The sequence below is a fragment of the Nonomuraea diastatica genome (genome assembly GCF_004349015.1).
GTDB classification, from domain to species: domain Bacteria; phylum Actinomycetota; class Actinomycetes; order Streptosporangiales; family Streptosporangiaceae; genus Nonomuraea; species Nonomuraea diastatica.
This window is the reverse complement of record NZ_SMKP01000059.1, coordinates 1-14,836: the sequence shown is the minus strand read 5'-3', so window position 1 is coordinate 14,836 and position 14,836 is coordinate 1. Positions and strand designations below refer to the sequence as shown.

Sequence of the window (14,836 nt, the reverse complement as noted above, 5' to 3'; positions counted from 1 at the left end):
CGGCGTCGCCCTGGCTGAGGATCGGGCCGCCGAGAATGGCCCCGCCGCGGGGTCGGCGATCCACGTCGCAGGGCTGGACGACCAGATGGCAGCCGTTGTCGTGCGCGGCGCCCGGCCGGCAGCGTGGCGCGCGAAGCAGGCATCCGGCACGGACGAGCACTCCGTGGGGCAGCGCCGGACGATGGCCGCCAGCCGCGGCAGCACGTCCAGGCCGGGCTCGGAAGAGCGGCATGGCCCTGCCTGGCAGACCGCCGCGGTGAAGGGCCGTTCGGTCATCGTTCCTCCTGCGGTTCTGCTGGGGTTCCCGGTGGCGCCGTCACCGTGGTGACTTGGGTGCGGCGGGCGGCGGGTGAGGCCCATGCCAGGACGAGCGCGGCCGTGACGGCGCCGAGCGCGGTGAGGATGGGGATGGCGGGGTCGATCTCGTACAGGGCGGTGCCCAGCAGGGGGCCGACGATGAAGGTGGCGCCGATGGTGGCGTTCACCAGACCCGAGATCGATCCTTGCTGCGTCTGCTCGACGACCAGGGTCGGTGCGGCGGTGAAGCCGGGGATCGCCAGGCCGAGTCCGAGGGCGAGCAGGGCGAATGCCGTGGTGATCAGCCACAGGCTCTCCGAGACGGACAGCAGCGCGAAGGCGGCGATGGCGATGGGGCTGCCGGTGCGGAGCAGACGCAGGACCGGCCAGCCGAGTGCGGGGACGGCGGCGCCCTGCACCGCGACGAGCACCACGCCGGCGGTGAAGAGCACGATGCCGACGGCGCCCGCGGTTTCCTGCGGTCCGAGGTGGAGGCGGTCGGCGACGAGGAAACCGATGATCACTTGGACGAGGCCGAGCGACAGGTAGAGGAAGAAGCCGATCGTCAGGAGGGGCCACAGCCGTGCGTCCCATGGGCGCGGTCCCGGGCCGCTGTGTGCGGCGGGTGCGCTCGCGGCCGGTGGGCGTACGGTCGCCAGGACCCAGAGGGCGAGCAGCAAGCACAGGATGGGGGCGAGGTAGAGGGGAAGCATCAGCGACGCCGCGGCCAGTGCGCCGCCCGCGGCGGGGCCCAGGACCATGGAGACGCCTTGGGCCGCGCCGACCAGGCCGGTGGCGCGGGTGCGTTCGGTCTCTGTGGTGGTGGCCGTGCCGGCCACGGCCAGGGCGGCGACCGGCAGGGCGGCGACTCCCGCGCCGAAGACGATGCTGCGGGTGATCAGCATCAGCGCGAAGACGAGGGGCGTGGGCATGGTGTCGTCGAGCCCGAGAGCGGCCACCGCCGCGAAGCCGGTCAGGCCCGCGGTGGCGAGGCCGAGCCCTGACAGCAGGACCAGGCGTAACCCGATCCTGTGCAGGGCGTGGCCCCACAGCGGGCTGGCGATGGTCAGGGCCGTGGCGGCGACGGCGATGACCAGGCCCAGCTGGGTCTCGGTCAGCGTCAGCTCGCGGGAGAGCGGCGCCAGGACCGGGGTCAGGAGTTGTTGCGCCGAGTAGACCACCAGGACGGCGATGAGCAGCGGGATCAACGATTTGCGCACCAGGAATGCCCTTCTCCCAGACGACGGTGGTCGCCCGGCCGTGGAGATGTCCGCGCCGGGTTGTCCGCCGGCACGGTCATGCGCTGGGGCGGGAGGTGTGGGGGGAGCAGGGCCATCTCGCGGGCGAACTCGATGGCCTTGGCGATCTGACGCTGCTGCTGCACGGTGACTCCGGTGACACGGTTGCTGCGATGATAATCGTTTTCGCCATCATGGCACAGCCCGCGACGTGCGGGCCAGCCGCCAGCTGCCGGCCTTCTCGCGTTCGGCCCATAGCCTGGCGTAGCGCTCGTTCAAGGTGAGAAGGTCCTCATGCCGGCCGCGTTCTACCACCTGGCCCCGGTCCACCACGACGATCTGGTCAGCCGAGCGGATCGTGCTCAGCCGGTGGGCGACGACGATGACCGTGCGGTTGCGGACGAGCTCGGCGAACGCCTGCTGGACAGCCCGTTCGTTGATCGGGTCCAGCGCGGAGGTGGCCTCGTCGAGCAGCACGATCGGAGCGTCCTTGAGGATGGCCCGGGCGATGGAGATGCGTTGGCGCTCACCACCGGACAGGGTCGCGCCGCCCTCGCCCACCGGCGTGTCGTAGCCGTGCGGCAGTACGGTGATGAAGTCGTGCGCCTGGGCCTGCCTGGCGGCGGCCTCGATGCTTTCCTCGGTGGCCCCCTCGCGGCCGAAGGCGATGTTCTCCCGGACCGTGCCCTGGAACAGGTAGACATCCTGGAACACAACGGTGAGCGCGTCGAAGAGCTGCTCAGGCGTGAGATCGCGGACGTCGGCGTCGCCAAGGCGCACCGAGCCGGTGTTCACGTCCCAGAACCGCGCGATCAGCGAAAGGATCGTGCTCTTGCCCGCTCCCGATGGACCGACCAGGGCGGTCATGGTCTTCGGCGGGACGGTCAGTGACAGGCCCTTGATGACGGGTTGGCCAGGGTCGTAGCCGAACGTGACGTCGTCCAGCCGCACCGACGGTGCGCCGATGGCGGTCTTCTCAACGGTGGGTGCCGGTTGGGTGGGAAGGTCGTGGATCGCACCGATTCGGCGCAGGGCGGCCTCGGCAAGCCGTGACTCCTCGCCGCTCGCCGCCACCTGGAGCAGCGGGGTGTAGATGCGCAGGACCAGGACGAGGAAGATGAGGACCGCGCCGGCGTCCAGCCGCCCGCCGGAATACCAGTAGCCGAGTGCGGCGATCGTCAGCGGTATGCCGAGCTGGACGATCCCCATCGTGGCCAGTCCGGCGGGGACGAGCCTGACGGCCAGCCGGTCGTTGATATCGCGAATGTCCCGCAGGGCGCCGTGGAACCACTCCAGGCTGGCGCCGGTCCGGTCGAAGGAGCGGACGACCGCGATTCCCCGGACGTACTCGATCATCCGGCCGTTCGCCGCGGCGAGCAGCTCGCCTCTTTCGGCCGCTCTGCGTCCGAAGTAGCGCGAGGTCCACCGGTACAGCGGCAGCGCGGCGACGACGCTGACCGCCACGGCGAAGGCCATCGGCACGTCCACGGTGAGCAGGCCGGCGAAGATGAACACCGGCAGCGAGGTCGCGCTGAACCAGAGCGGGAGCCCATGGTGCGCATAGGTGGAGACCGCCTCCATGTCACTGGTGAGCATGGTCGACACGTCACCTGCGCCGCGTTCGCGCACCGTGCCCAGAGGGAGGCGCTGGATATGTTTGAGCGTGCTGGTCCGGGCCTCGCCGATTCCGTAGAACGTCGCGGTCCATGCCAGACGGTTGCTGAGATAGCCGAAACCATACTGCCCGGCGGCCCCGGCGAGCACGAGGCCGATCGCCAGGCCGACCCGCTCCTCGGTCAGTGTCCCCGTACGGATGTGATCGATCACCCAGACCAGCGTCACCACCGGGACGGCCGCCGCGAGCGACATCAGGATCTGAGCGATCAGTGAGGTGACGAATGCCTGACGGTGCGGGCCGAACAACCGCCAGAGGGTCCGCACCGTGCCCGTGTAGTACGTCGTCATGTCGGCTCCATAGTGCTGGTCGGATCCGCCTTGTGGACCGCTTCGCCGAGGGCGATCCGTTCGGTGGATTGGAAGGCGCGCCACATGTCGGCGTAGAGGCAGTCCGCGGATATGAGATCCTCGTGGCGGCCGCATTCGGTGATGCGACCGTCATCGACGACAAGGATCTGGTCGGCGCCGGTGATCGTCGACAGACGGTGCGCGATGATGATCACTGTCCGGTCGGTGACCAGCGTGTCGATCGCCGCCTGCAGGGCCACCTCGTTCTCCGGGTCGACGAACGCGGTGGCCTCGTCGAGTACCACGATGTCGGTGCCCTTGAGCAGGGCGCGGGCGATGGCGAGGCGCTGGAGCTCGCCCCCGGACAGACGGTTTCCGTGCTGGCCGATCCTGCTCTGGTAGCCGTCCGGCAGGGCGGTGACGAACTCGTGTGCACGGGCGGCGCGGCAGGCGGCCTCCAGGTCGGCGTCCGTGGCATCGGGTTTGGCGAGCCTGAGATTGGCCTCGACGGTGTCGTCGAACAGGAACGTCTCCTGGAAGACGAACGACACGTGCCGCATGAGCTGCGAGAACGGGATCTCCTTGACGTCGGTCCCGCCGACCAGGACCGCACCCTCCCGCGCATCGAAGAACCGGCAGATCAGGCGGGCCACCGTGCTCTTGCCGGCACCGGACGGGCCGACCAGCGCCGTGACGGTGCTTGGTGCAGCGTGGAATGTCACGCCGGTCAGGGCGTCGCGGTCGGCTCCGTCGTAGCTGAAGGTCACGTCGCTGAACTCCACCGAGGCGTCGCGCAGTTCCGCGTCGTGGCCGGCCTCGGGTAGCTCTCCGGCGTCCTTCAGCTCGTTGATGAGCTGCGCGCCGTACGACAGCACGGTGAGCTGCGCCGCGAAGTCCTGCAGCTTGACCACCGATCCGCCGTACCCGAGTCCGATGACGAAGAAGAACAGCAGCTCGGGAGCGCCGATGGCGTCGCTCGCCCACAGCAGGAGGCCCACGGGCACGATCGTGATCGCCGTGGCCGACGTCAGTGTGAAGAACGCCGTGTAGAGGGGAAGGAACGCCTTCCCCCAGTCGGCCTGGTATTTCGCGGCGCCGTGGATCGCGTCCTGCGTCTCCGCGAACGTGGCGTCCGTCCGGTTGAACATCCGCACCATCGGCAGCCCGCGCACCATCTCGACGATGGAGCCGTTCATCCGCCCCATGGCGGCCATGTAGCCGCCCATCTTGCCCTGGGAAGCCCGCATCCCGTGGTTCATCAACGCGAAGGCGACGACGAGGCCGGCGACGGCGGCCAGAGTCATCCGCCAGTCGACAACGAGCATCCAGATCGTGGAGGCGACCACCACGACCACCGCGGCGACCACGTCGGGGATCGCGTGGGCGAGGAACAGCTCCAGCCTTTCGACATCGTCCGACAGGGTGCGCTGGATCTCCCCCGACCGCTTGGACACGACCTTGCCCAGCGGGACCCGGCCGAGCCGTTCCCCGATCCGCAGCCGCAGGCGGTACAGCGTTCCGAACGCCGCCCGATGGGAGATCAGCATGGCGAGGCCCATGAGGACGTACTGGCCCACCACGAGCGCCAGGGCGGCCCAGGCAAGCCCGAACAGGTAATCCCCTCCCGCGCTCCCGTCGAGGAGAGCGCTTATGGCGAGGTAGATGACGTAGAAGGGCCCGAGCTGGCACAGCGTGCCCAGCGTGGCGAGAAGCGCCGCCAGGGCGTACCGGCCGGCGTCGTCTCTGGCGAACGGCAGCAGCAGCGCGACCCGAGACGCGACGGTGCTCTCCGATGCGGCCCGCGGTGGAGCGTCGGCCTGGGGCGAAGCCTGTTCGACGGTTTCCGTGCTCATGCCTTCGTTGCTCCTTCCGTACGGGCCCGCAGGTGTGGGGCGACGCTGCGGAGCTTCTCGCAGGTCTCCTCCCACTCCCGCTCGGGCGTGGACTGGCCCATGATTCCGGCGCCGGCCCGCAGCCAGTTGCGGCCGTCACGCTGGAAGACCGTGCGCAAGGTCAGGGCGGCGTCCAGGGTCCCGTCGGCGTCGGTCATGAAGACCGCACCGCCGTACAGTCCCCGCGGCGCGCTCTCGCGGTCGCGGATCACGTCCAGGGCCGCGGCCTTGGGCACACCCGTGGCCGTCACGGCCGGGAAGAGCGCGGCGAAGGCCGACCACGGGGTTACCCCGTCCCGCAGTTTCCCGGAAACGCGCGAGGCGATGTGCTGGACGGCGCCGCGTTTCCGGATCGCCATGAACTCGCCGATGGACACGGTCCCGCCGTCGCAGACCTCGGCGAGCTCCTCGAAGGCGAGCCGGACGGAGACGGCATGCTCGATCACCTCCTTCGGATCGTTCAGCATCTGCTCCCGGAGCCGGGTGTTCTCGCCGGGATCCTGGCCGAGTGCCCTGGTTCCGGCCAGGGGCTGGGTGCTGATCCGCCGGTCGGAGCCGATCTCGACGACGGTCTCCGGGCTGAATCCGGCGGCCCGCCATCCGCCCATGTCGAACAGGAACGACCGGGCCGGAGTCGCCGCCGTGCGGCCTGCGAGATAGGTGGCGAACAGGTCCAGGCCGTCCGGGAGGGGGAGAACCCGGGACAGCACCGCCTTGTTCAGCCGGCCCGCCTTGATGTCTTCGACGGTTCGGGCGACCGCCCTGCGGTACGGCTCCGCCCCGGCGTCCAGCGAGACAGGCAGCGGATGGACGGCCGGTGCCGCCTCCGTCCGGGCGAGAAGCTGCGCCGCGCGGCGCAGGTCCTCCTCGGAGGCGGCGCGGATCCGGGCTCCGCCCCGAGTGAGCTCCACCTCGACCCGCGGGAGGAAGAGGTGGAACAACGGTCCGGGGCCCGGGGCCTTCCCCCGAAGGAGATGCGCGAGCTCGAAGGAGGCCCATCCGTAGCCGCGCCAGCCCGCGTCCGGCAGGGTCGCGAGCAGTTCGGTGACCCGCTCCAGGGGTTTCCCCGCAGTGGGGGTCTCGTATCCGTGTCCGCCGCTCCACGCCCGGACCCGTTCGGCGTCGACCGTCACCGAGCCGGCCAGACCGGTCGCGAAGTGCCACGTGCCCCGGCGTTCGTACACGGCGTACTGGTCGCCGATCCCCGACCGGGCCAGCCGTACCGCGGCCGAGGCGGGGTCTCCCGGCAACTCCACGTGCGCCTCGTGAGCCGGCCGCGGGACGGCGGCCGCCCAACCGGCGGTCATGACCGGGCCTTCGCGACGGGGGACGCCACCATGGCGGCCAGCGCGCGCTTGTCGGTCTTGCCGACCCTGGTCACCGGAAAGGCGTCGACGACCTCGACCCGATCGGGGATCTTGTACGGCGCGACGCCACGGTCACGAAGGAACACCGCCGCCTCGCTCCGCCCTATGGGCGGGCTGCCGGACGCGGCGATGACGAAGGCGCACGTGCGCTCACCGAGCAGGTCGTCCGGCACGGCGACCACCGCCGCGTCGGCCACCGCCGGATGGGTGAGGAGGTGTTCTTCGAGCTCGACGGCGGCGATCTTGTCTCCGCCCCGGTTGATCTGTTCCTTCACCCGTCCCTCCACGACCAGATGGCCGGTCGGGGTCATCCGGACCAGGTCGCCCGTGCGGTAGTAGCCGTCCTCGGTGAAGGAGACGGCGTTGTGCTCGGGAGCCCGGTAGTAGCCGCGCAGCGTGTACGGCCCCCGCGTGAGCAGGTGGCCGAGTTCGCCGGGAGAGACGTCGGCATCGTCCTCGTCGACGATGCGGATCTCGTCGCCGGGCGACAGCGGGCGCCCCTGGGTGTGCAGCACCACGCCCTCGGGCGCGTCCGGCTCGGTGAAGTTGAGCAGACCCTCGGCCATGCCGAAGACCTGCTGGAGCACGGGGCCGAACGCGCGCCCTACCAGCCTGGCGTGTTCGGGGAGCAGGCGGGCGCCCCCCACTTGCAGGAGCCGCAGGGAAGAGAGATCCGAGCCGGACCACTCGGTCGCCTCGGCCCACATCCGGGCGGTGGGCGGGACCAGCGCGGTGACCGTCACGCGTTCCCGTGCGATGACGTCGAAGACCTCGTCCGGCGCGACGGCGTTGGTGAGCACGGCAGTGGCCCCGGCGTGCAGTGCCCCAAGCACACCCGGGCAGGCCAGCGCGAAGTTGTGGGATACCGGTAGGGCCGCCAGGTACACGTCGTCCGGACCCAGCCCGCACAGCTCGGCACTCGCCCGGATGTTGTAGAGGTAGTCGTCGTGGGTCCGGGGGATGAGCTTGGGGAGCCCTGTGGTCCCGCCCGAGACCAGCATGACCGCCACGTCTGAGGGGGCGGCTCCGCCGTGGTCGCGTCCGGGGGCGGCGTCCAGATCGGTCAGGTCGATGAAGGGCCCGGGTGCGCCGTCGACGACGACGTGCCGCAGGCCGGGCACGTCGTCGCGGACCTGCGCCGCGAGCTCCCGGTAGTCGAACCCGGCATGCTCGTCTGGGATCACATAGGCGACGGCCCCGGACTGCCGGCACAGGTGGACGATCTCGTTGCGCCGGTGCAGGGGGAGGGCGAGTACGGCGACCGCCCCGATGCGCTGGAGCGCGAAGAACACGGTCAGGAACGTCGCGACGTTCGGAAGCTGCACGACGACCCGGTCGCCGGGCGACAGATCGAGCCCGGACAGGCCGGCGGCGAGCCTGCCCGCGGCGGCGCCCAGGTCAGCGTAGGTGATCCGGTTCGCGGCGTCCACCACGGCCGGGTGGTCGGATCGGTCCCGGGCGCGCCGTCTTAACAGCTCGTCGAAGGTCTCGCCATGCCAGTAACCGGCCTTCCGGTAGTGCTCGGCGAGCTCGGGCGGCCAGGGGACGCAGCCTTCGAGCATGGGTTGTCCGCCTCTCAAAGCTCTTGCAACGGATGGGGGAATGAATATAGATATGGTAATCATTATCAATCAGACATGCCCGAAATTTCTAGAGATCTCGCGTCGAGCCGCTGCCGCTTGCTCCGAACCTGATTGGGATCGAACATGAACGAGCCCCTGTCCGTCAGCCTGGACGATCTCCGCGTCGCGGTCGGTGAACTGGCCGAGGCTTCGGCGGAGCAGGTGTCAGAGGACACCGACCTCTTCACACTCGGATTCGACTCGATCCGGCTGATGCGGCTCGTCGGCTGGCTACGACGGCAAGGTGCCGCCGTGAGCTTCGCCGACCTCGCCGAACACACGACCGTCGGGGAGTGGTGGTCGGTCATCCGAGAGAGCGGCCCACGCCGGGAAGTCACCGCGCCGCGCCCGGACGTCGACGAGGCCGGGGTGTTCGATCTCGCGGTGATGCAGCACGCCTTCTGGGTCGGGCGGGCCGAGAACCAGCAGCTCGGGGGAGTCGCCGCGCACTTCTACACCGAGTTCGACATGGGGTTCGACGTGAGGTTCGACGCGGGGTCCGACACGAGCGAAGGCCCCGGCGTGGACCCGGGGCGGCTGGAACCGGCGGTGCGGGCTCTGTTCGCCCGCCACGGCATGCTCAGGGTCAGGATCGGCGACGACGGGCGTCAGCGGATCGGCGAGCAGCCGAACTGGCCCGGCCTGCGCGTTCACGACCTGCGAGGCATGGAGCCGACCGAGACCGAGCGGCGGCTCGCCGCCACCAGGGAGTCGCTCTCCCACCGGATCATGGACATCGCGTCCGGCGAGGTCTTCGACATCCAGCTCAGCCTTTTCGACGGCGGCAGCCGGTTGCACGTGAACCTCGACATGGTGGCGGCCGACGCGCTCAGCCTGCGGGTTCTGCTGGCGGACCTGTCCGAGCTGTACACCCATGGGGCGGACGCGGACCTGCCCCCGCTCGGCTACAACTATCCCCGGTACCGGGCGGAACGTGCCGCGACCAACCGCGAGGAGCGCGAGCGGGCCGCCGCATGGTGGCGGGAGCGGCTCGCCGACCTTCCCGGGCCGCCGGTCCTCCCAGTCGTCCCCGACGACGGCGCGGGTGCGCGGCCGACCGTGGTGCGCAGGCATCACTGGATCGCACCGGCCGGCCGGCGGCGGCTGCGCGAGTGGGCACACCAGCGCGGCCTCACCCCCGCGGCGGTCCTCGCGACGGCGTTCGCCGAGGTGATCGCCCGGTGGAGCGCCACAGACCGGTTTCTGCTCAACCTGCCGACCTTCGACCGGGAGCCTCTTCACGACGACGTCGGCCGGCTCGTCGGGGACTTCTCCAGCTCGGTGCTGCTCGATGTGGACCTGACCGAGCCGATGCCGTTCTCCGCCCGGGCCGCCCGCGTGCAGAAGGACCTCCGGGAGGCGATGGGCCATGCCGCCTACACCGGGGTGGAGGTGCTGCGCGATCTGACCAGGGCGAGCGGCGGTGAGGTCGTGCTCGCGCCCGTGGTGTTCACCAGTGCGCTGGAGCTGGGCGAGTTGTTCGCACCTGATGTACGGCGGTGCTTCGGGGAGCCGTCATGGATCATCTCGCAGGGGCCGCAGGTCTGGCTGGACGCGCAGGCGACCGAACTCGACGACGGGTTGCTGGTCAACTGGGACGCCCGCGAATCGGTGTTCCCGCCCGGCCTCCTCGACGCGATGTTCAAGGCGTTCGTCGATCTGGTCGGGGCGCTGATCGCGGATCGCACCTCCTGGGACGCGCCGGCTCCGCGCGGTCTGCCCGCCGTCCAACGGCCGGTGCGCGAGCGGGTCAACGACAACGACGGTCCCGCTGCCGGAGGCCCCCTCCACGAGCGGTTCTTCCGGCTCGCCAAGGATGAGCCCGACCGGATCGCCCTGGTCTGGACCACGCCGGGCGACGGCGGCACGGACGGATCGATGACCTACGGCGAGCTGTCGCTGCGGGCCCGCCGGGTCGCCGGCCTGCTCCACGCCCGTGGGATCCGGCCAGGGGACACGGTCGGGATCACCCTGCCGAAGGGCCCTGACCAGGTGGTGGCCGTGCTGGGGGCGCTCGCCGCCGGGGCGGCGTACGTGCCCTCCGGGCTCGACGTTCCTCCGGCGCGACGCGCTCACGTGTACGGCGCGGCGGGCGTCACGCATGTTCTGACCGGCCTGGAACATGACTGGCCGCGGGGTATCACGTCGATCCCCATGGAGGACGCGGTCAGGTTCGCGCCGCTGCCGGACATCGCGCACGTCGATCCCGAGTCGGTCATGTACGTGCTGTTCACCTCCGGCTCGACCGGTGTGCCCAAGGGCGTGGAGGTGCCGCACCGAGCCGTCGCCAACACGATCGACGCGGTCAATGACGTGTTCGGCGTGGACGGTTCGGACCGGACCATGACGCTTTCGTCGCTCGACTTCGATCTGTCCGCCTACGACATGTTCGCCTTCCTTTCCTGCGGAGGCAGCGTCGCCGTACTCCATGAGGAGCAGCGCCGGGACGCGCGCGCATGGGCGCGCATGGTGCGCCGATGGGACGTGACGGTGGTGAGCTGTGTGCCGGCGCTGCTGGACATGCTGCTCGTGGCCGGCGCGCGGGACCTTCCCGGATCGCGGCTGAGGCTGGTCATGCTGGGGGGCGACTGGGTCACCGTGGACCTGCCCGGGCGCCTGCGCGAACTCGTCCCTGGCTGCCGGTTCGCCGGGCTCGGCGGGATGACCGAGGCGGCGATCCACACCACGGTCTGCGAAGTCGATCAGGTGGACCCGGCGTGGCGGGCCGTGCCGTACGGGCGCCCGCTGCGCAACATGCGGTGCCGGGTCGTCGGTTCGCGAGGGGAGGACCGTCCGGACTGGGTGCCGGGGGAGCTGTGGGTCTCGGGCCCCGGCGTCGCGATGGGATACCGGGGTGATCCGGAGCGCACGGCGGAGAAATTCGTCGAGGTGGCTGGCCGACGCTGGTATCGGACCGGTGACCTGGCCCGCTACCTGCCCGATGGCACCCTGGAGTTCCTGGGCCGCTCCGATCACCAAGTGAAGATCCGCGGGCATCGGATCGAACTGGGCGAGCTCGAGTCGCACCTGGCCGCCCACCCGGGCGTGGGCAAGGCGATCGCCACAGTCGTGGAAGTGGCGGCCGCCCCCCGGCTCGCCGCGGCCGTCGTGTCGTCCGACCCCGAATCGCCGGATCGGCTGGAATCGGATTCCCTGCGCCACTGGCTCGGCGAACGGGTTCCCCGATACATGGTTCCCGGAGTGATTCGCGTGCTGGAAAGCTTCCCCCTGACCGGGAACGGGAAGATCGACCGCAAGGCCATCCACGCGGCGTTGGCCTTCGCCGGACGGGACGACGGGTTCGAGCCGCCCGTGGGGGTGGCCGAGGAGACCGTGGCGGCGCTCTGGCGCGATCTGCTCGGTGTGGAACGGGTCGGCCGCCGTGACGGCTTCTTCGCGCTGGGCGGGGACAGCCTGCTCGCCACCCGGCTCGTGAACAGGCTCCGCGAGGCGGGGATGCGGGGCGCGGAGATCGCCCGCCTGTTCGAGACGCCTGCACTCGCTGAGTTCGCCGAGGCCCTGACCCCCGGTGCGGGCGAGACGACGCCGGTGCTCGTCTCCGATGCCGACCGCCGCTTCGATCCGTTTCCGCTGACCGAGGTGCAGCAGGCGTACTGGCTGGGCCGTTCGGAGGGGCTCGCGCTCGGAGGCGTTCCCGCGGTCTTCCGGCTCACGTTCGACGGGGCGGGCGTGGACCTGGACCGGCTGCGCCAGGCCATGGAGCGGCTGGTCGCCCGGCATGACATGCTGCGAGCCGTCATCTGGGACGACGGCACCCAACGGATCCTGCCCGAGACGCCCCCGGCCACCATCCAGGTCCTCGACGCGGCCGTCCCCGATCCGGAGTTCCTGTACGGATGGGCCGGTGAGCCCGGACGGTGGCCGCTGTTCGACGTGCGCGCGGTCCGGTACGGTGACGGCCGTACCAGGCTGGCCGTGAGCGTGGACGCGGTCGCGTTCGACGCGCTCAGCGTCAACACCATGATCGCCGAGCTCGCGCATCTCTACGCCGAGCCCGCCGCGGAGCTTCCCCGGATAGGGGTGACCTTCCGCGATTACGTGATGAACGCATCCCCCTCGGACCGGACCACGGCCGAGGCCTACTGGCGGGAGCGTCTGGCCGCGTTGCCGCCCGGCCCTCAGCTGCCTCTCCACGCCAATCCCGCCGCGGTTCGCCCGCGGTTCACGCGACGCGCGGCCGGCGTGCCGGCCGGCCGGTGGAAAAGGATCAAGGAGCGGGCGCGGGAGCACGGCCTGACACCGTCGGTGGTGGCGCTGGAATGCTACGGACGGGTGTTGTCCAGGTGGAGCGACCGGCAGGACCTGACCGTCAACCTCACTCTGTTCGACCGGCACGACGTCCACCCCGACATCGGCCGGGTGCTCGGCGACTTCACCACCTTGCTGCCCCTGGAGTACCGGCCGGAGAAGGGGGAGGGATGGCTGGCGGCGGCGCGTCGGCTTCAGGCGCGGCTCGGCCGGGACCTGGAGCATCGGGCGGTGTCGTCGATCTGGGTGCAGCGCGAGGTGGCCCGTGGCACGGATGCCCCCTCCGCGGCGTTCCCTGTCGTCTTCACCAGCACGCTCGGCCTGGGCGGGGAGCCGTTTTCCGGGCTGCCCGAGGTGTTTCCGCGCTGGGTGGGGGGCGCCTCGCAGACCCCGCAGGTATGGCTGGATCACCAGCTCTTCGAGCACGACCGTGAACTCCGGCTGGTGTGGGACGCCGTAGACGAGCTGTTCCCGCGGGGCGTGCTCGACGCCATGTTCGCCGCCTACCAGGACCTGCTGGTGTGGCTGGGCGACGAAGAGGATTGGTCGCGGTGCCCGGCCATGGCCCTCCCCGTGGAACAGCGCCTGGCCCGGGAGCGGGTGAACGCGACGACCGGCCAGGAGCCGGGGCGGTTGCTCCACGAGGCGTTCTTCGAACGTGCCGCGGCTGATCCCGGGCAGACGGCGCTGCTGTGCCGCGACGGGGGGCAGGTGTCCTACGGTGTCCTCGCCGATCGGGCCCTGCGGGTGGCGGCGATGCTGGCCGGTCGAGGGGTCAAGCCGGGCGACCCGGTGGCGGTCAGCCTGCCGAAAGGGCCGGACCAGATCGCAGCCGTCCTGGGCACGCTCGCCGCCGGCGGAGTCTATGTGCCGGTGGGGGTGGACCAGCCCGAGCGGCGCCGCCGGAGCCTGACGGAGAGAGCCGGGGTCGTCACCGTGCTCGACGATCTCGCCGGGGCGGACCGGTGCGAGCCGCTGTCCCGCCCGGTTGTGGTCGCCCCTGACGCGCTTGCGTACGTGATCTTCACCTCGGGCTCCACAGGTGAGCCCAAGGGGGTGGAGATCTCCCACCGCAGTGCGGTCAACACGGTCGACGACATCGTGGAGCGGTATGGGGTCGGCCCCGCTGACCGGGTCCTGGCGGTCTCAGCGCTGGACTTCGACCTGTCCGTGTTCGACGTCTTCGGGCTGCTCGGCGCCGGCGGCGCGCTCGTGCTGATCGGCGAGGACGATCGCCGCGACGCGCAGCGCTGGCTGGAACTGGTGCGCCGGCACAGGGTGACGGTGTGGAACACCGTGCCCGCGTTGCTGGAGATGCTGGTGACGGTGGCGGAGATGGACCGCTCGCTGCCCGGCTCACTTCGGCTGGCCATGGTGTCGGGAGATTGGGTCGGGCTGGACCTGGCCGGCCGGCTGCGCTCGCTGGTGCCGGGCTGCGACTTCATCGCGTTGGGGGGAGCGACCGAGGCGTCGATCTGGTCGAACGCCTTCGAGGTGACGTATGTGAACCCGGAATGGTCGTCGATTCCGTACGGCTATCCGCTGCGCAACCAGCGGTTCCGCGTGATGGACCAGGAGGATCGTGACTGCCCCGACTGGGTGCCCGGTGAGTTGTGGATCGGCGGAATCGGCGTCGCCGCCGGATACCGGGGCGACCCGGAGCGGACGGCGGACAAGTTCGTCGAGGACGGTGCGGGGCGCTGGTACCGGACCGGTGATCTGGGCCGGTACTGGCCTGACGGCACGCTGGAGTTCCTTGGCCGCAGGGACACACAGGTCAAGGTGCGCGGGCACCGGATCGAACTCGGAGAGGTCGAGGCGGCCCTGGCGGCGCACCCGGCAGTGGCGCAGGCCGTGTGCGTGGCCCCGGGAGAACGGAACCGCAGGCGCCTGGTCGCGTTCGTGCAAGGGAGCGGCCTCGACGGTTTGGCGGAGTTCCTTGCCGAGCGACTGCCCACGCATGCCGTACCCGCGCAGATCATCCCGGTCGCGTCCTTCCCCCTGACGGCCAACGGCAAGGTGGACCGGGCCGCGCTGACCAGCAGTGCCGACCGGGCCCCCGAACGCGGTTTTGAGGCGCCGGTCGGGGTGGTGGAGGAGACGGTGGCGGCGATCTGGGGTGATCTGCTGGGAGTGTCGCGGGTGGGTCGTCATGATGGGTTCTTCGCCTTGGGCGGGGATAGTTT

Annotated in this window: 7 protein-coding genes; 1 reads left to right on the top strand and 6 read right to left on the bottom strand. The window is 70.6% G+C overall.

From position 1 onward, the window contains the following. Window positions 1-272: 272 nt before the first annotated feature. Genes E1294_RS21350 through E1294_RS21325 form a run of 6 tightly spaced genes read right to left on the bottom strand, consistent with a single transcriptional unit; the run spans window position 273 to window position 8,321 of the window. On the bottom strand, window positions 273-1,517 hold the full coding sequence (locus E1294_RS21350) for an MFS transporter (RefSeq protein ID WP_165977404.1): 1,245 nt from the start codon (window positions 1,515-1,517) through the stop codon (window positions 273-275). After that, a complete protein-coding gene (locus tag E1294_RS58115) occupies window positions 1,502-1,738 on the bottom strand; it encodes a bS18 family ribosomal protein (RefSeq protein WP_132510803.1) in 237 nt (78 codons plus the stop codon). Before E1294_RS58115 ends, E1294_RS21350 begins: the two co-directional genes overlap by 16 nt. Continuing rightward, complete coding sequence (locus tag E1294_RS21340) at window positions 1,728-3,500, bottom strand: ABC transporter ATP-binding protein (protein WP_165977403.1); 1,773 nt, start codon at window positions 3,498-3,500, stop codon at window positions 1,728-1,730. The genes E1294_RS58115 and E1294_RS21340 overlap by 11 nt, the downstream gene beginning before the upstream one ends. After that, window positions 3,497-5,353, bottom strand: coding sequence for an ABC transporter ATP-binding protein (locus E1294_RS21335; RefSeq protein ID WP_132510734.1), 1,857 nt, complete (start codon window positions 5,351-5,353; stop codon window positions 3,497-3,499). Before E1294_RS21335 ends, E1294_RS21340 begins: the two co-directional genes overlap by 4 nt. Then, a complete protein-coding gene (locus E1294_RS21330; RefSeq protein ID WP_132510732.1) occupies window positions 5,350-6,699 on the bottom strand; it encodes a salicylate synthase in 1,350 nt (449 codons plus the stop codon). Before E1294_RS21330 ends, E1294_RS21335 begins: the two co-directional genes overlap by 4 nt. Continuing rightward, on the bottom strand, window positions 6,696-8,321 hold the full coding sequence (locus tag E1294_RS21325) for a (2,3-dihydroxybenzoyl)adenylate synthase (protein ID WP_132510730.1): 1,626 nt from the start codon (window positions 8,319-8,321) through the stop codon (window positions 6,696-6,698). The genes E1294_RS21330 and E1294_RS21325 overlap by 4 nt, the downstream gene beginning before the upstream one ends. 144 nt (window positions 8,322-8,465) lie before the next feature. Between E1294_RS21325 and E1294_RS21320 the strand changes: the two genes are divergently transcribed. Beyond that, window positions 8,466-14,836: non-ribosomal peptide synthetase (locus E1294_RS21320; RefSeq protein WP_132510728.1), on the top strand; the 6,371-nt coding region annotated here is incomplete at its 3' end.

What these genes read in the sequence shown, in the direction of transcription:
- E1294_RS21340 (WP_165977403.1), bottom strand. Translation starts at nt 3,500, where the DNA reads ATGACGACGTACTACACGGGCACGGTGCGGACCCTCTGGCGGTTGTTC.
- E1294_RS21335 (WP_132510734.1), bottom strand. Translation starts at nt 5,353, where the DNA reads ATGAGCACGGAAACCGTCGAACAGGCTTCGCCCCAGGCCGACGCTCCA.
- E1294_RS21330 (WP_132510732.1), bottom strand. Translation starts at nt 6,699, where the DNA reads ATGACCGCCGGTTGGGCGGCCGCCGTCCCGCGGCCGGCTCACGAGGCG.
- E1294_RS21325 (WP_132510730.1), bottom strand. Translation starts at nt 8,321, where the DNA reads ATGCTCGAAGGCTGCGTCCCCTGGCCGCCCGAGCTCGCCGAGCACTAC.